This is a genomic window from Flagellimonas flava (assembly GCF_900129665.1).
GTDB lineage: Bacteria > Bacteroidota > Bacteroidia > Flavobacteriales > Flavobacteriaceae > Flagellimonas > Flagellimonas flava.
Window position 1 is genome coordinate 784409 of sequence record NZ_FQWL01000001.1, and the last position, 17995, is coordinate 802403.

Annotated in this window: 16 protein-coding genes; 6 read left to right on the top strand and 10 right to left on the bottom strand. The window is 42.5% G+C overall.

Features of this window, described 5'->3' with window-relative positions; all coding sequences use genetic code 11:
• Window positions 1–9: 9 nt before the first annotated feature.
• The gene (locus BUC10_RS03565) at window positions 10–897 is read left to right on the top strand and encodes a LysR family transcriptional regulator (RefSeq protein WP_245812767.1); all 888 of its coding nucleotides are present in this window, start codon (window positions 10–12) and stop codon (window positions 895–897) included.
• Here BUC10_RS03565 and BUC10_RS03570 read toward each other — a convergent pair.
• Genes BUC10_RS03570 through BUC10_RS03580 form a run of 3 tightly spaced genes read right to left on the bottom strand, consistent with a single transcriptional unit; the run spans window position 894 to window position 4086 of the window.
• Window positions 894–1811: an ATP-grasp domain-containing protein gene (locus BUC10_RS03570; RefSeq protein WP_073176509.1), complete on the bottom strand. Its 918-nt coding sequence runs from the start codon at window positions 1809–1811 to the stop codon at window positions 894–896. The genes BUC10_RS03565 and BUC10_RS03570 overlap by 4 nt on opposite strands.
• 11 nt (window positions 1812–1822) lie before the next feature.
• On the bottom strand, window positions 1823–3505 hold the full coding sequence (gene ggt / locus BUC10_RS03575; RefSeq protein WP_073176510.1) for a gamma-glutamyltransferase: 1683 nt from the start codon (window positions 3503–3505) through the stop codon (window positions 1823–1825).
• Complete coding sequence (locus BUC10_RS03580) at window positions 3493–4086, bottom strand: acyl carrier protein phosphodiesterase (RefSeq protein WP_073176511.1); 594 nt, start codon at window positions 4084–4086, stop codon at window positions 3493–3495. The genes ggt and BUC10_RS03580 overlap by 13 nt, the downstream gene beginning before the upstream one ends.
• A gap of 86 nt (window positions 4087–4172) precedes the next feature.
• Between BUC10_RS03580 and glmM the strand changes: the two genes are divergently transcribed.
• A complete protein-coding gene (gene glmM / locus BUC10_RS03585) occupies window positions 4173–5564 on the top strand; it encodes a phosphoglucosamine mutase (RefSeq protein ID WP_073176512.1) in 1392 nt (463 codons plus the stop codon).
• Here glmM and BUC10_RS03590 read toward each other — a convergent pair.
• The 4 genes from BUC10_RS03590 to BUC10_RS03605 form a co-directional block, all read right to left on the bottom strand.
• The gene (locus tag BUC10_RS03590) at window positions 5561–6100 is read right to left on the bottom strand and encodes a nuclear transport factor 2 family protein (protein ID WP_073176513.1); all 540 of its coding nucleotides are present in this window, start codon (window positions 6098–6100) and stop codon (window positions 5561–5563) included. The two genes, glmM and BUC10_RS03590, sit on opposite strands and share 4 nt — an antisense overlap.
• 67 nt (window positions 6101–6167) lie before the next feature.
• On the bottom strand, window positions 6168–7160 hold the full coding sequence (locus BUC10_RS03595; protein WP_073176514.1) for a sterol desaturase family protein: 993 nt from the start codon (window positions 7158–7160) through the stop codon (window positions 6168–6170).
• Between the two features lie 78 nt (window positions 7161–7238).
• Entirely contained in the window at window positions 7239–8105 is an 867-nt protein-coding gene (locus tag BUC10_RS03600) for an alpha/beta fold hydrolase (protein WP_073176515.1), read from the bottom strand.
• Window positions 8095–9009 (bottom strand): lysophospholipid acyltransferase family protein, encoded by a 915-nt coding sequence (locus BUC10_RS03605; protein WP_073176516.1) that lies wholly within the window; start codon window positions 9007–9009, stop codon window positions 8095–8097. Before BUC10_RS03605 ends, BUC10_RS03600 begins: the two co-directional genes overlap by 11 nt.
• Window positions 9010–9062: 53 nt before the next feature.
• Between BUC10_RS03605 and BUC10_RS03610 the strand changes: the two genes are divergently transcribed.
• Entirely contained in the window at window positions 9063–9713 is a 651-nt protein-coding gene (locus BUC10_RS03610; RefSeq protein WP_073177139.1) for a rhomboid family intramembrane serine protease, read from the top strand.
• Between the two features lie 62 nt (window positions 9714–9775).
• Here the strand turns inward: BUC10_RS03610 and BUC10_RS03615 are convergent, their stop codons facing one another.
• A complete protein-coding gene (locus BUC10_RS03615; RefSeq protein ID WP_245812769.1) occupies window positions 9776–10888 on the bottom strand; it encodes a TlpA disulfide reductase family protein in 1113 nt (370 codons plus the stop codon).
• A 97-nt stretch (window positions 10889–10985) separates the two neighbouring features.
• Window positions 10986–11480, bottom strand: coding sequence for a hypothetical protein (locus BUC10_RS03620; RefSeq protein WP_073176518.1), 495 nt, complete (start codon window positions 11478–11480; stop codon window positions 10986–10988).
• An 87-nt stretch (window positions 11481–11567) separates the two neighbouring features.
• Between BUC10_RS03620 and BUC10_RS03625 the strand changes: the two genes are divergently transcribed.
• A complete protein-coding gene (locus BUC10_RS03625; RefSeq protein WP_073176519.1) occupies window positions 11568–14480 on the top strand; it encodes an FAD-binding and (Fe-S)-binding domain-containing protein in 2913 nt (970 codons plus the stop codon).
• Here the strand turns inward: BUC10_RS03625 and BUC10_RS03630 are convergent.
• Window positions 14451–15353: a UDP-2,3-diacylglucosamine diphosphatase gene (locus BUC10_RS03630; RefSeq protein WP_073176520.1), complete on the bottom strand. Its 903-nt coding sequence runs from the start codon at window positions 15351–15353 to the stop codon at window positions 14451–14453. The genes BUC10_RS03625 and BUC10_RS03630 overlap by 30 nt on opposite strands.
• A gap of 194 nt (window positions 15354–15547) precedes the next feature.
• Here BUC10_RS03630 and aroC point away from each other — a divergent pair, with 194 nt between their 5' ends.
• The gene (aroC, locus tag BUC10_RS03635; RefSeq protein WP_073176521.1) at window positions 15548–16612 is read left to right on the top strand and encodes a chorismate synthase; all 1065 of its coding nucleotides are present in this window, start codon (window positions 15548–15550) and stop codon (window positions 16610–16612) included.
• Between the two features lie 57 nt (window positions 16613–16669).
• Window positions 16670–17995, top strand: a complete 1326-nt coding sequence (locus tag BUC10_RS03640; RefSeq protein ID WP_073176522.1) for a dicarboxylate/amino acid:cation symporter — start codon at window positions 16670–16672, stop codon at window positions 17993–17995.

Genomic DNA, 17995 nt, shown 5'->3' on the forward strand with positions numbered 1-17995 from the left:
ATAATTAGTTTGACTAATCAATTAGAATTTAGGCATCTTGAATATTTTTTGGCTCTTGCTGAAACGCTGCACTATGGTAAGGCCTCGGAAAGATTGTACATCTCCCAATCTGCTTTAAGTCAGCAAATTCAACGATTGGAGTTGATAGTGGGACAGAGCTTGTTTGAAAGAACAAACAGGAAGGTGGCGTTAAGCCATGCAGGACAACTCTTTAAAAAAGTGGCCTTAAACGTTAGAAATCAGCTGCATGATTCCCTCGAAAACTGGAATCTTGCCTTGGAGGAAATGGAGGGAATTATCCGAATAGGCTTTGTGGGTTCGGCCATGCAAGAATTTCTACCACCAATAATCAAGCAATTCGGGAAAAGAAACCCCAAAATTAAATTTTCGTTGGATGAAATGAACAATACCCAACAACTAACCGCGCTTCAGGCTCAAGATTTGGATATTGGCTTTGTTCGTTCCAATGAAGTTCCTTCCCATTTGAAGTGTAAACAAGTGTATTCGGAAAATCTGTGTTTGGTTCTGCCAGAGCAGCATTCCATCAACAAAACAAATTTTGAGGACATGGGACAACTATCGGAGGAACGGTTTATTCTTTTTCCCAACCAGCAAAGTCAAATGTATTATCAACAGATTGTGCGATTGTGCCAGCATTATGGTTTTTCTCCAAAAATCTCCCATAGATCTATCCATGGCCCCACCATTTTTAAGTTGGTGGAGAGCGGGATGGGAATCTCATTAGTGCCCAAATCCCTTCGGGATGACACAAACTATAAGGTTCGATTTATTGAACTAAAAGACGTTCCCTTTACTACTTCTCTATATGCTATTTGGGATGAAAAAAATCCTAAAACCGGCCTCAAAAGGTTTAGGGAATTGTTGTTTGAATCCTAGGTAAAATACCTTTCAAAAATGTGCTTGCCCAATACTTTTGCAGCATTAGGGTTTAATCGAAACCAGAGCTCCGGTTCAAAAATCTCAAGTTCCGCTAAAGCAAGATTACCGGAATTATCTTGAAAGATGTCCACACGTGCGTACATAGGCATTTCAGGAGCGGCATTGACTGTTTTCTCCGCAAACTGGATTTCCTCATGGGAGGGCAGGTATTCTTTTACAGTTCCCCCAAAATCATCCTGGACCCTAAAATCCCCTTGCTTGGCAACTTTAAGTACCGCGTGCGTAAATTCCCCATTGAAGACCATCATGGATATTTCACCCTTATCTATAATGTTTTGTTGAAACTCCTGGACCATCATCGCCTCACCCACTATCAATTCCTGAAAAGTCTTTTCAAAGGACGGAATATCTTTGACTTCAATTTTGTACGTATGTCTGGCCCCTCCTGAAACACAAGGTTTCAGAACAAGGGTATTATAAGCGAATCCGTGATTTTTAATTGCATCAAAATAGATTTCTTCTAAGGTAATCTTAGAATCTTTTTCGATAAAAATTGTTTTTGGAATTGAGATTCCCAGACTGCTTAGCTCTTGTAGATAATGTTTATCGAAGTTCCAGGAAATCAATTCCTTGGAATTTATTAATTGGGTTTTTTGGGAAACCTTTTCCAACCAAAGACTAAATTCTTCCGCTCTATGGATATAGTCCCAAGTGGAGCGGAATAATGCAAATTTAGTGGAACTCCAATCAAAATTGGTTTCATCCCATGACTTACGGGTGACCTTTAAACCCTTCTCGGTTAGGGCATCCATCACTAATTGATCTTCCAACACCACGTTCGTGAGTAACGGATTCCCCTCTTTGGCGCACAAATAACCTGGAGCGGAAAGAATGACGACATCAAAAGCCATGTTTGAACAATCTAAAATCCAACTGCAGTATCATCACCCCTCCGATCGGCACCACCCTCCAATTTACCGTTTTCAAGAACCCTGATTGCATCTACTTTCCCAATAACTGGATTACGTTTTTCGTCAATGTTATACCCTTTGGATTTCAACTCATCCTTTAGCTCCTTGGAAAAACCCTCTGGTTCAAAATTAATGTGGTCGGGTAGCCATTGATGATGAAATCTTGGCGAATTCACGGCTTCTTGCATGCTTTGGTTAAACTCATATACGTTCAAGATGGTTTGGGCAACAGCGGTGATAATGGTTGAGCCCCCGGGTGTGCCAACGACCATATACAGTTTACCTTCCTTCTCCACAATGGTAGGCGTCATACTGCTTAACATACGTTTTTCCGGAGCAATACTATTTGCCTCAGCCCCAATAAGTCCAAACATATTGGGTACACCAGGTTTGGCACTAAAATCGTCCATTTCATTGTTCAGAAAGAAACCCAGATCCTCTGAATAAAGTTTGGAGCCGTAACCTCCGTTCAAAGTAGTTGTTGCTGAAATAGCATTCCCTGCATCGTCAACAATGGAGTAGTGTGTGGTTTCCGAACTTTCAAGAATTTCAACCTCGCCATGGCCAATGGCTGATGATAGAGAGGCTTTTTCAAATGAAAAATCTGCCATGCGTTCTTCCAGATAGGTGTCATCCAAAAGTACATCAAATGGAATGTCTACAAAATCTGGGTCACCCAGGAAATAGTTTCGGTCGGCATAGGCCCTTCTTGCCGCTTCGGTGAACAACTGTATGGATTTGGAAGAATTATGACCGAAAGACCCAATGTCGTGGGGTTCCATCATTTTGAAAATCTGGTTGATGGTCACTCCGCCGCTACTCGGGGGACTCATGGAAATCATTTTAAGCTCTTTATAATCAAACACGATTGGGTCTCGCCATTTGGCTTCATATTTTTCCAAATCTGCCATGGTGACAAAACCACCTTTTTCTTGGATAAAACTGGATAACTTTTCGGCAACTTCACCTTTGTAGAATCCATCCCGACCTTTTTCCAATATTTGGGTAAGGGTCTGGGCGAGTTTTGGGTACTTTATGGTATCACCAACCGAGAAGGGCTGGGCAAATTTTGTGCTATCGCCATTGACTTCGACAAAACTTTCTTTGTAATGCGTGATACGTTGAAGCTGCTTTTCCGTAACAATTACACCTTTTCTGGCCAAGGCAATGACAGGTTCGATTAAATCGGATAGGGGCAGGGAACCAAACTTCTCATGGACGGCAATCACCCCGGCTACCGTGCCAGGAACGCCAACCGCTGTGGCCCCCACGGTACTCATCTTAGAAATGACATTACCCAAAGAATCCAAATACATGTCCTTGTGTGCGGATAAGGGAGCCTTTTCACGATAATCTATACCGCCAACTTCGCCATTGTTTTTTCGATAGACCATAAAACCACCACCGCCAAGATTGCCTGCATAAGGATAAGCTACAGCCAATGCCAATTCCGTGGCTACCATGGCATCAAAGGCATTGCCCCCTTTTTCCATGATGTCGGAACCAATTTTGGAAGCTTCTGCCCGGGCCGTTACCACCATGGCATTTTCTGTAACGAGGCCGGTAGGTTGTGTGGGTTGTTTTTTGCAGGTTGTAAAAAGTAAGAGGGGAAGGATAAAGATCAGTCTTCGCATAGGGAGATAAATTTTTCTTTGGAAAAGGTAATCAATTCTTCAAAAAAAAGTGTGAACTCATTTTCAAAGGCGCCATAGTGTTCTTCCAAATCCAAGATGGCAAAGTTCATTTTTGATTTGTTTTTGGTGCGGCGGTTCATTCCATCCAAAACCTTTGAAATCCCATCCAAATGGGCATAACTCAACAACCAGTTATCTGCAATCATGTATGGAATCATACGTTGAGTAGCCAAGGGTAAAAGTGCATAATTGTCTTCAAGCAAATCATAGAAACTATCAATGAAGTTTGCAAGTGGAACATTGGAATAAGTGCTCCAATTTTTGGCTAAAAAATGGTCATAATATATATCCACGATGACACGACTATAGTGACTGTAGTTTTTGTGGAGTCTTTTACTGCTTTGTTTGGCAATAGGATGGGAGTCGGTGAAGGTGTCTATTTCACGATGGAGTACTATGCCTTTCTGGATACGGTCTGGGAAGTGCTTGAATTTATTCCCCCGAATATGGTCCGCAAAAAAATTGCCCAATGTGATTTCGGGGTCGTCAAACGAAAGATAGATATGTGCCAGAAAATTCATGGAACAGTTTTCCTGTGGAAATTTACAAATTCGAAACCTTGAATACCGTATGGCCGTTTATATTTGCAAAAACTTTTTTAACAACTATGACACTTATAAAATCTATTTCCGGAATTCGAGGCACTATTGGAGGCAGGACCAACGATAATTTAACCCCAATAGATGCAGTCAAGTTTGCGGCTGCGTATGGAACTTGGTTGAAATCCTATTCTGGGAAGGATGATTTAACCGTCGTCATTGGCAGGGATGCCCGATTATCGGGGGAAATGATTCAAAACCTAGTAGTATCCACTTTGGTTGGTTTGGGAATAGATGTGGTTGATTTGGATTTGTCCACAACACCCACTGTGGAAATAGCGGTTCCTTTGGAAAAAGCGGATGGGGGCATCATTTTAACAGCCAGTCATAATCCCAAACAATGGAATGCCCTTAAACTTCTAAATGAAAAAGGTGAGTTTTTGGATGCCGAGCAAGGCGCTTTGATTTTGGAGCTGGCGGAAAATGAAAGCTTTGAGTTTGCCGAGGTAGATGACTTGGGGCAGGTCAATAAAAATGATTCTTATATCGATATCCACATAGATGAAGTATTGAAGCTTCCTTTGGTGGATAAGGAAACCATCAAAAAAGCAGGTTTTAAGGTTGTGGTTGATGGGGTAAACTCCACAGGCGGTATTGCCATTCCCAAATTATTGGAAGAACTTGGGGTGGAAGTGATAAAACTATATTGCGATCCCACTGGGCATTTTCCGCATAACCCCGAACCCTTAAAAGAACACTTGGGGGATATTTGCGAATTGGTCGTTAAGGAAAACGCCGATTTTGGCATCGTTGTAGATCCAGATGTAGACCGTTTGGCTTTTATCAGCAACGATGGGGAAATGTTTGGTGAGGAATACACCTTGGTAGCCTGTGCGGATTATGTGTTGGGCAAAACACCTGGGGATACCGTTTCTAACCTATCATCTTCCAGGGCGCTACGGGATGTGACCCAAAAACATGGAGGAACGTACCAAGCCGCTGCCGTAGGAGAGGTCAATGTAGTAGCTAAAATGAAAGCCACAAATGCTATTATTGGCGGGGAAGGTAATGGCGGAATAATCTATCCTGAAAGTCATTATGGTAGGGATTCCCTTGTTGGTACGGCTTTGTTCCTAATGCTTTTAGCGGAAAAAGGGGGAACCGTTGCGGAGCTTAGGGCCAGCTACCCCAGTTATTTCATGAGCAAAAAGAAAATTCAGTTGACACCGGAATTGGATGTTGATGCCCTTTTGGAAGCCATGTACGAAAAATACAAGACCGCAGAAGTGTCCACCATAGATGGTGTTAAAATTGACTTCCCCGAAAATTGGGTACATCTTCGTAAATCCAACACGGAACCTATCATCCGAATTTACACAGAAGCCAAGTCCCAAGACCAGGCTGATGGGTTAGCTGACCGTATTATAGGTGAAATAAAGGAGATTGCCGGTCTCGATTAGTCGACCGGGTCTAGTTCGTAAACGATTTCCTGTCCATTAAACTCATCGGCTGTAATATCCACTCTTTTATCGGAGTCCAACCAAATTTTCCAGCCGTTGTTTGCTAACCGTAGCCCTACATTGAATCGGCCGTATCCTCTTGTTTTAAACTCAGAGTTGGCGTCACGGGCCGCGCCAAATCGATAGTATCCGGTTTGATAGGCGATTTTTCCAGATTCATCAATTGCAGTGGAACTAATGGCAAAGGCAATGGCCAATTTTCCACCTTGTTCTTTGGTTTGATCTAGAAATGCACCAAAATAATCCAGGTAGGGTTCACCTGTTCGCACCTCGTTTTGATCAATGGTAACCCGCACAATATCCGAAGAGTGTACAGATTTTAGCATGTCCGAATCAAGTTGGGCATACGATTCCATAAAAGGAATCCATATATCCGTTTTAATGGCTTCAAGAGTTTCTTTTGGGATTTCTTTTTTCTGTTGGGCAGATGAAATTCCAAACCCCAACAATAGGATCAATGTGAAGAACTGTTTCATTTTTTGGTTTTTGAATGTCCTTCAATTTAAAAAACAAAAGCCTGAGCAATAGTTTTTTAGGATAAGTTTAAGATTCCTGCTGAGTGGACAGATAGTGATTTCGAGCCACTTTGGCGGTTTTGTGCTCTCCGGTATGGCTCCAGCCGGGAGGCATAACTATATACAAGAATTTGTTCACGATGCCCGGCGCTTTAAAAACATCTTTTGCCAAGGCAACTATTTCCCCAAAATAAACATCCCAAAAATTACCGGAGTCCATTTGCCGTGTAATGCCATATTCAATTTGAACCGTTTTTTGCTCCTCTTGATAGGTGCCAAAGACCCGGTCCCAGATGTTGAGGAGATTACAAAAATTGGTGTCCATATACAATGGGTTTCGTGCATGATGCACACGATGATGGGAAGGTGTTAGCATAATCTTATTGAGAAAACCAAAACGTGCATCCCTGATCATGTTTTCGCCAATATGAATAAATGCACCGTAGGTGCCATCTATGAACATTACCGTAAATAATAGTTCTGGCTTCACGCCCAACACAATACAGATGGATGTCCGAATGGTATCCGCATAAGGCGCTTCCAAAAAGAAGTGGGCATGGGTAACGGAAAGATTCATCTCTTCTGGAGCATGATGGGTGGAGTGAAGGCACCAAAAAAGACGCACTTTATGACCTAGATAATGATAGACAAAATGAGCCAGTTCCCAAACGATATAAGCATAGATAAGCCAATACCAGGTGTAGGAGGTTTGAAGTATGGCATATTTGCTGAAAACCCCTATACAAAATGTCACCATGGCAATGGCGATAAATCGCCCAACAAACCTATTAAAGATATAGATGAGAAAATTTACACGGTATACTTTAATCTGCGGTTTTTTATAAACAAGACCTACTATGAACTCCAAGATAAGGAGGAAGGGAATTATTGGATAAATAAGGGAAGCGACACCATCGTAAGTTGTAAAAACCGTATAGTCACCTGCCTGTAAGAGTTCCAGGGCCTGTGTAATGCCCAAAAAACCAATAACTTCGTTCCAAAGTTCAAGAAGAATTTCCATACTCTAAGTTTATGGAATTTTAATCGTGGGCACAGAAAATTTAGACCAACAGCGTTTTCAGGCCAACCAATAAAACGATTAACGACTTCGAACCCAGTCCAGTATGGATTGCTTGACCAACTTTTCCTGATTCCAAACAATGAAGTGATTTTCGTTCTCGATCGGAATTACTTTAATGCTGTCCACATTGCTAAACCGCTTCTCCATGAAAGGTACATTTTGGTAGGGGACCAGATTGTCTTCGGTGCCATGGATGATGAGTGTTCGCTGGGCTAAGCTTTTAAGTCTTGATTCCAAAATTTTTAAATCATCCTTGAGCATCCAAAGTTCATCATTTGAAGGCTTTAAAGCTCCCGGCACCAAGTATTTAAGCGGAAACCATGTAAGAGGTTTTCTCCATTTCTCAGGTTTTTCTGCATTGGGGTCCAATGCCCCCGCTAGCACGACCAGATTCTGGTATAGCTCTGGTTGATCTAGCGCCATTTGGACAATAAGTGGACCACCATAAGAATGTCCGATTAATGTATAGGGCTGCCCGTTGTCTAGCTGTTTTAAAAATTGATTGAGTATTTCAGCTTGCGGCTGCAAAGCCATACTTTTTCTAAATTCACTTTTACCGAAGCCAGGGCGGTCCGGAGCAATAACTCTATATTGCGCAGTGAGAATGGAGTCCGCTAAATAGGCTTTGTAGGCATCCCAACTTCCTGGAGAGCCATGAATGAACACCAGCGTTGGAGCATCTTCCTGCCCCGTTTGGATATAGTGCAGATTTCGAGCTTGAATTTCTAAATTTCCCTCTTTAAAGGTGATGCCTTTGTCCTTAAAATATTGGACCGTTTGCTTTTGGGAAGTACGCATGGTCATACACGAGTTGGCAAATAACAGATAGGCCAAAATCAGCAGGCCAAGAATTTTTCGTTTTAGAAATCTTCGCTTACGGGGCATGGGAATCGGAGGTCTTTTGAAATTCCATGGGAACCTTGTTCCTATGTTTCCATCGCTTATGGGTCCAAAAGTAGTATTCTGGAGCTTCCATTATAGCCATCTCCACCTCTTTGAGGAAGCTTTTGGTGAGCTCAAATTCGTCAAGGTTCCCAGGATTTTCTGTAAGTACCTTAAAAGTACCTTGGTAATGTCCGCGTTTAAGTTTGGATACTTTTAGATATACCGCTGGCAATTCCAGTTTTTTGCACAACAGCTCTGCTCCGGTATGGGCGGGCACGGTAATACCCATAAAAGGAGTCCATAAATGGGCCTTCTTAACCATGGGGGATTGATCGCTCAATATACCATACATGCTCAACTGATCCTGTTCCTTATTCTTTGCCACAATCTCCTTGGTGTCTTTGGTGGATATTAGCGTGGTGCCAAATTTTTGTCGGATATCCCGGACCAACCTGTCAAAATACTTATTCCCAATTTTCTGATAGATGGCATATCCTTTTGAAGCAATGTGCTTATCCAATGCAATGACCCATTCCCAGCTGGCATAGTGGGGGAACATCAGCATTATACTTTTGTTTTGCCGCTCTAAGTTGTGAAGCACTTCCAAATTGGTGAACACAAAGCGTTTCTGGAGCTGTTTATTGGAGATACCCATGGTTTTGATCATTTCCAAAAACATATCGCACAGATGCTTATAGAAGGTTTTTTCAATTTGTTTACGTTCTGTGTCCGATTTGCTGGGAAACACCAGTTGCAAATTACTTCGCACTACCTTTTTTCGATATCCAACGATTCGGTACAATAAAAGATAGACACCATCGGAGATGATATAGATGAGTTTAAACGGAAGTCTTGAAACCAGCCAGAGTAGGGGATAAACAAGCACAAAAACAAGCAGCTGCATACGTAATTCTTGTGAGCAAATATAGCTATATTTGAATCCAAACCTTTATGCCCATGCACAATTTACATGTCGCCACAATAGCAATTATGGCGGCCAACATTCTCGTATCCCTACGCGGTTTTAGCGACACCAATTTTTTTGAAAGATATAAGTTCAGTATCGGGGGCATACAAGCAGGGCAACGGGAACGCATGGCAACCTCCGCGTTTTTACATGTGGATATTTCCCACTTGTTCTTTAATATGTTTACGCTTTATTTTTTTGCCAATGTGGTCATCAATTGGTTTGGTCCAGGCAAATTTTTGATCATTTACTTTATAAGTCTTTTGGGAGGTAGTCTATTGGCCTTGTTCTTTCATAAAGATGAACCGCATTACAGTGCTGTTGGTGCTAGTGGTGCTGTTATTGGTATTTTATATGCAGCAATTCTTTTAAATCCCGATATGCAATTGGGAATAATGTTCATACCTATACCCCTACCGGCCTACGTTTTGGGAATTGCCTATTTGTTGTACTCCATTTATGGGATGAAAAGTCGATTGGGCAATATTGGACATACGGCGCACTTTGGAGGGGCAATTGGGGGGTATGCAACTACCTTGTTATTCAAACCGGAGCTTTTTATGACAGATACCTTGATAGTTGTTTTGATGGCTATCCCAATTCTGATTCTTTTTGCCTTGGAAAAAATGGGAAAGATTTAGAGAATTCCACAAAAAAAAGCTGAAGTTTTACTTCAGCTTTGGTATTCGAAACGGGCCTTAGTCTAGTTTAAAAGCTCGGCAACTTTTTGTTCCAAGGCAGGACCTCTTAGATCCTTGGCTATGATCACCCCATTTTCATCCAAGAGGAACGCAGCGGGAATGGCATTGATATTGTACAATTCCGCTATTGGGTCCCTAAAACGCTTGAGGTTAGATATATGGTTCCAAGCCAGACCGTCGGATTCTATGGCTTTGGTCCAATCTTCTGCCCTGGTATCCAGGGATACCCCAATAATATTCAAGCCTTTATCATGGTACTTATTGTATACGTTAACAATATTCGGGTTTTCCGCCCTGCAGGGTCTACACCATGCCGCCCAGAAATCCACTAGGGTAACTTTTCCCTTGACCTCGCTAAGAGCCAACACATTCCCATCAGGTGTTGGTGCAGAGAATTCCGGTGCAACTCCACCAATTTCCGTTGCTTTTGATTTGTCCAATTGCGCTTTGAGCTGAACTCCTGGTGCCGAAGCTTTCATTTCCGTGGTAAGATTCTCGAACATGGTTTTGATTTCGGCATTGGGCAATGCCTTGCTCATCATCAAATTTCGTATGATCAACACGGAGATAAGCGCATTGGTATTTTGCTTTGCGAAGTCGATGTTGAAATTCTTCACATCATCCTGGAACTCTACATATTCTTCGCGTATAGCGGCAACAGTAGCTGTATCGCGCTGCTGTGCAGCTGAACGCATGTCATCCTGCATGGAGCGGGCACGGTCAGAAAGCTTTCGGGATTCATCCAGATATTCCATGAACATGTCGTTTTGAACCGTGCCCTTGACTTTGGCATAGTTCATACTATCTTTTTGAAATTTCAGGTCGATTTTACCATTTTCCAATACCAATGGAATGTTTCCACGATCGGTCCCAACAAAAATATAGTGCAGTTTGGGCTCCTGCTGAAACCCAGAAAAAGCAAAAACCCCATTTTCAACCGTTGTGGTATCAATATCTACCAATTGGTTCAGGGAATCTGTAGTCTTTAGAAAAATTTCCGTTCCGTTGTCCAATTCCCCGGTAACCGTTCCATTAACGGTATATCCTTCAGGAGTGGAGTTGCAGGAGGTAAGACATACAACTCCTAGGGCAATCATCAAGATTTTTCTCATCATTTTCAGTTTAAGTTGCTAAGGTATTCATTACCGATGGCATAAAAAAGCCCTTAACTTCTCTTAAAGGTCAAGGGCTTGTCAGTTTTATGTTTATACTTTAGAACTGATATCGAATCCCAAGGGCGATATCAAAATCAAAATCATTGTCGAACCCATCGTATCCAATCAACCCAATTTCAGGCCTAAAATCCAATGACAAGAGCAGTGGAATGTCAAAATTATATTCCACTCCTATATCACCTGCAGCAAAAACAAAGAGGCCGTCATTGTCCTCAGCGCCAGGAATGTTTTCAAAGTCAACACTTCCCAATCCTCCACCAACACCGTAGTACCAGTTAAAGTTACCATCCAATTGGTGTACCCATTGGTAAACTCCGGAAAGTTTGAAAGCATCAAAATTCCGGCTGTCTCGCCATCCCAGGTTAAATTCAGCCCGGTTGTATCTACCAATGGACTTTTGATAGGAAATCTCGGCTCCGAAACCATCACTGTCACCAAGACGCAAGCCTAATGCATGCTCAGAAATATCTTGAGCACTCGCAAAATACGTTGCAAACAAAAAAAGTCCGATAAATAATGTGGTAATCCTCATAAGTTTCTCGTTTAGTTAAAAATTAAAGATAGCTTTGTGTCTCTTTAGACACTAAAACTGAATTAGGTTACCAAAAATTGTTCCAGATTGGAAAAATCTTTTTTCACGGCACTTTCCGAAAAGTTACATGGCGAATTATTGATTGATGATCTCAGCAGGGCCCTATACGCCACGGATGCTTCGGTATATCGAAAACTCCCTGTGGCTGTAGCATATCCCAAGCATGCTGATGACATTAAAGAACTTATTGCATTTGCAAATGCACATAAAGTGGGCTTGATCCCAAGAACTGCAGGTACTTCTTTGGCCGGGCAATGTGTAGGTGATGGAATTGTGGTCGATGTGTCTCGCTATTTCACCAAAATAATCCATTTGGATGAAGTTAAAAAGCAGATCAGGGTGCAACCTGGGGTGGTTAGGGATGAATTGAACCAGTATTTGAAACCATACGGTCTTTTTTTTGGTCCCAACACCTCTACATCCAACCGTTGCATGATCGGGGGAATGGTCGGAAACAATTCTTCCGGGACAACATCTATCCAATATGGGGTCACCCGTGATAAGATTGTGGGTATGGAATGTATACTCTCCGACGCCAGTGAAATCTCTGTTGGGGCGTTGAAAAAAGATGATTTTAAACATAAACAAGCCCTTCAAACCTTGGAAGGCGCCCTGTATCGCTTCATCGCAGATGAACTTGGCAATAAGGAAACTCAAGAAAGAATTCATGAGGAATTCCCCCATCCGAGTATCCACCGAAGAAATACCGGCTACGCGGTTGATGAGCTTCTGAACAACAATTTGTTCGGAACATGTACAGAGGATTTTAACCTCAGCAAACTTTTGAGTGGGAGTGAGGGCACTTTGGCATTTACCACTGAGGTGACTTTGCAACTGGACGATTTACCGCCTGCTTTTTCGGCCATGGTGGCTACCCACTACCATACCTTGGAGGACTGCCTTGCGGATGTGGCACCGGTTATGCAGCACAGTCTTCACCTGTGCGAGATGATGGATAAGGTGATTCTGGATTGTACAAAAAACAATAGGGCGCAATTGGCAAACCGTTTTTTTGTGGATGGTGACCCCGCTGGCATATTAATGTTGGAAGTCAAGGCGGATACGGAGGAAGAACTTCAGGACCAATTGGACTCCCTTTTAGTGACCATAGAAAAAACAGGGCTCAGCTATGCCAATCCGATACTTAAGGGTGCTGACATCGCCAAGGCCATTGAACTGCGCAAAGCAGGACTGGGTCTTTTGGGAAATATGGTAGGGGACCGCAAGGCTGTTGCATGTATTGAAGATACCGCTGTAGCCTTAGATGACCTAAAGGACTTTATTGGGGAGTTTACCCAAATCATGAAAGGTTATGGCCAGGAAGCTGTCTACTATGCCCATGCAGGAGCAGGTGAATTACATCTACGCCCCATTCTTAACCTTAAAAAATCGCAGGACGTAAAGTTGTTTCGGGATATCACTACAGATGTTGCTCGATTGACAAAAAAATACAAGGGTAGTTTTAGTGGTGAGCATGGAGATGGGATTGTCCGAGCAGAGTTCATTCCTATGATGATCGGAGAAGAGAATTACCAGCTGCTAAAACGCTTAAAGACCACTTTCGACCCCAATAATATATTTAATCCAGGTAAGATTGTGGACGCATTTCCAATGGATGAGTCGCTGCGATATGAAATTGACCGTCAGGAACCTGCAGTTGAGACCCTTATGGATTTTTCAGATAGTGAAGGCATCCTCAAAGCTGCGGAAAAATGCAACGGCAGCGGGGATTGTAGAAAAAGTCATACCATGAAGGGCGGCATGTGTCCCAGTTACCATGCCACCAAAAACGAAAAGGATACGACTCGAGGTAGGGCCAATACCCTAAGGGAGTTTTTGACCAATTCTGACCAACCGAATCGATTTGACCATAAAGAACTAAAGGAAGTTTTTGATTTATGCCTCAGTTGTAAAGCTTGCGCAAGCGAATGTCCAAGTAATGTGGATATTGCCACCTTGAAGGCTGAGTTTCTGTATCAGTATCAGGAAAAGAACGGTTATTCATTACGTAGCAAACTGTTTGCGCACAATACCAAAATTAATGCACTTGGCAGTAAGATGGCAGGATTGACGAATGCGGTGTATAATTCAAGGATTTTGGGGGGAATTCTAAAAAAAGTCAGTAATGTGGCCATGGAGCGGAGTTTGCCTGAAGTGCACAATGTTAATTTTGAAGCCTACCTTGAGAAGACGGCCTCCACGAATAAGATAACAAAGGAGAAAGTAGTTCTCTATATTGATGAGTTTACGCATTATCTGGATGTTGGAGTTGGAAAAGATGCCATAGCCCTGCTCTGCGGCCTTGGGTACGACGTTCAATTGTTCTTTGCTGAAAGCGGAAGAACATATTTATCCAAAGGTTTTTTGAAGCAAGCGCAACAGTTGGCGGTTAAAAACCTTAAACAACTTGAGTCCGTTTTGAAAGATGAGGTAAAGATTGTAGGCCTTGAACCTTCAGCGATACTTTCGTTTCGAGACGAATACAAAAGACTCTGCCCAAACAACCCATTTGTGGAAATGCTTGCCAATCGTTCCCTTTTGGTGGAAGAGTTTTTGGCTTTGGAAATTGAAAAGGGAGTTATTTCGGCATCGGATTTCACAACCGATGCAAAAGAGGTGAAAATTCATAATCATTGTCATCAGAAAGCCTTATCCAACCAGAAGGTCACTTTCGACATTCTCAACCTACCATCTAACTATAAGGTTTCTATTATTCCTTCTGGATGTTGTGGGATGGCGGGTTCTTTTGGCTATGAAAAAGAACATTACCAGACCAGCATGGCAGTAGGGGAACTAAGATTGTTTCCGACAGTTAGGAAAAGCCGGTCTGACACCTTGATTGCAGCCAATGGCACCAGCTGTCGACACCAAATTAAGGACGGTACGGATAGGGAGGCTCAACATCCAGTTTCAATCTTGCTCGAAGCCTTGGTTGTCTAAACCTTTTGCCCTTTCCGTTTGAATGTCCTTTGTAAGTTCCTCAATTTCAGCATCTTTATTGGTGATGGAGGCAATGAGTTCGTTCATATCCATCTCCTTTAAATCCTCATCTACAAAAAATGGGGATAATCGATCATGGTTATAATGGTAGATCCGCCAACGCTTAAAGGAATATTCCAAAGCGGTGAGGTTTTCAACCCAATCTCCCGAATTCAGGTAGACACAGCTTCCGTACTTATTTTCGTAATGTTCCTTTTTGGGCTGATGGATGTGACCACAGATTACATAATCGTAATCATTTTCTATGGCAAGATCAGCGGCTGTACGTTCAAAATTGTCGATATACTTAACCGCACTCTTAACGCTATTTTTAATACGTTTTGACAAGGAGTATTTTTCACGTCCCATTTGGGTCAAGCCCCAATTGAAAAAACTATTGATCAGTATCAAAAGATCATAACCGTAGCCACCAAGTTTGGCCAACCATTTTGCATTTTGTATCGAGACATCAAAAACATCACCATGAAAAATCCAGGCCTTTTTGCCATCCAAATTTAAGACCAGTTTATCCATGATTTTAAAATTTCCCATTGAAGTATCACTGAACTTACGAAGCATTTCATCATGATTTCCAGTGATATAGTAAACCTCGGTTCCTTTTGAGGCCATACCAATAAGTTTTTTAAGAACCTTTAAATGGGAGGACGGAAAATAGCGCTTACTAAATTGCCAAATATCAATGATATCGCCATTCAGGACCAACTTTTTGGGTTGAATACTGTTTAGATATGCTATGAGCTCATCTGCATGACAGCCATACGTACCTAAATGCACATCCGAGATCACAGCCAGTTCAATCTTCCTTTTTTTCAATGACTTACAGGTTTGGGTGCAAAATAAATGCGTAGGAATAAACTTAAAATCAATTTCAAATCAATAATTCATGAGGATAGTGTTAAATAAACATGATGCATTGATACCGTTTGTTACATTAACATTATGTCCAGGGCGGTTTTTGAAAACGGTTTATAACCTCTACCTTTGAAGTTTACCGAATAGCTAACCTTATGGCAGGAAATACATTTGGCCAACTTTTTAAATTAACATCCTTTGGGGAATCCCACGGAAGGGCCATAGGGGGCGTTTTGGATGGCTGTCCCGCTGGCATTCAATTGAACTTGGAACAGATTCAGGTGGAATTGGACAGAAGAAAACCAGGTCAGTCCGCTATTGTGACCCAGCGAAAAGAACCGGATACCGTTGAGTTTTATTCAGGGATTTTTGAAGGAAAGACCACAGGTACCCCAATCGGCTTTGCAATCCATAACACCAATCAAAAATCCAAGGATTATTCCCACATCAAGGATTCGTACAGACCATCCCATGCGGACTATGTGTACGATAAAAAATACGGTTTTCGAGATTACCGTGGAGGAGGGAGAAGTTCTGCGCGGGAAACTGCAAGCAGGGTTGTCGCGGGGGCTATCGCAAAGCAGTTTTTAAACGGTATCCAAATCAATGCCTTTGTTTCCCAAGTGGGAGAAATGAAATTGGAGAAGGGCTATAAGGAACTCGATTTCTCAAAAATAGAGACCAATCCAGTGCGTTGCCCAGACACGGATATGGCTGAAAAAATGGAAGCCTACATCAAATCCATCAAAAAGGAAGGTGACACCATTGGCGGTGTAATCACCTGTGTACTACAAAATGTACCTATTGGTCTAGGAGAGCCGGTTTTTGATAAACTCCATGCTGCTTTAGGGGCTGCAATGTTATCCATAAATGCGGTAAAGGGGTTTGAGTATGGGAGCGGTTTTGATGGGGTTAAAATGAAAGGAAGCCAGCATAATGACGCCTTCGATACGGATGGGAGCACCAAAACCAACTTAAGTGGAGGGGTCCAAGGGGGTATCAGCAACGGTATGGATATTTATTTCAATGTCGCCTTCAAACCTGTTGCCACAGTCTTACAGGCCTACGAAACCATAAACAAAGAAGGGGAAAAGGTAACAACACAAGGAAAAGGACGCCACGACCCCTGTGTTGTGCCTCGCGCGGTACCCATCGTGGAGGCCATGGCTGCTCTGGTTTTGGCCGACTTCACTCTTTTGGCCAGAACCAACAAAATCTAACCGGCCGGTTAGGGGTTTTCGGGTCAAAATAGTATCTTACTTTCCTAAAACAGATGTATGCGTAAATTAGAACTGCACTGGCAGATCCTGATTGGAATGCTTTTGGGAATAGTATTCGGATTTGTCATGACCCAAGTGGATTGGGGGAAAAATTTTGTTTCTGATTGGATCCAGCCCTTTGGAACTATTTTTGTCAAGCTCCTTAAACTTATAGCCATTCCACTGATCATTGCCTCTTTGGTAAAGGGTATTTCCGATTTAAAGGACATTTCTAAATTTCGGAACATCGGTTTGCGGACGATTGGGATTTACATCCTTACAACCGTGGTAGCGATAACGATTGGACTTATCTTGGTAAACATTCTGCAACCTGGAAATGGCATTGGTGAAGATACGGTGGCCAAGCTTACTGAAACCTATGCATCGGATTCCGGGGTAACATCCAAATTGGCCGAAGCTACCAAGCAAAAAGATAGTGGACCCTTGCAGTTTTTAGAAGATATGGTCCCTGATAATGCTTTAAAGGCAATGAGTGAAAATGGCCTTATGCTTCAGGTTATCTTTTTCACCATCTTCCTTGGAATTTCCATGCTTTTGATCGGCGAAACCAAGGCAAAACCGCTTAAAGACTTTTTTGATTCGCTGAATGACGTGGTACTTAAAATGGTAGATCTGATCATGCTTTCGGCTCCTTATGCCGTATTTGCGCTGCTGGCCAGCGTTGTAGTTTCCTCGAGTGACCCAGATTTGTTACTAGCTCTATTGAAGTATGCAGGTGTTGTCGTAGGTGGACTTTTGCTCATGGTTGTTTTTTATACCATTGTGGTATCCACCTTTACCAAAAAGAACCCCTTTTGGTTTTTAAAAGAAATCAGCCCGGCACAATTGCTGGCTTTCTCAACGAGTTCCAGTGCTGCCACCTTACCGGTGACAATGGAACGGGTGGAAGAACATATCGGTGTGGATAAGGAAGTTTCGAGTTTTGTGCTTCCAGTAGGTGCTACCATTAATATGGATGGTACCAGCCTGTATCAAGGCGTAGCGGCAGTATTTATTTCCCAAGCTTTGGGCTTTGACCTCACTTTTGCGGATCAGTTGACCATTGTCCTAACCGCTTTACTAGCGTCCATTGGTTCCGCAGCGGTCCCTGGAGCTGGCATGGTGATGTTGGTAATTGTTCTGGAATCGATTGGTTTCCCCGCGGATAAACTGGCCATTGGTCTGGCATTGATTTTTGCGGTGGACAGACCATTGGATATGTGCCGCACCGTGGTAAACGTAACCGGAGATGCGACCGTCTCCATGGTAGTGGCCAAATCTGTTGGTAAATTGGGTAAACCCAATGTCAAAGAATGGGACGATCATTTGGATGAAGTTAGATAA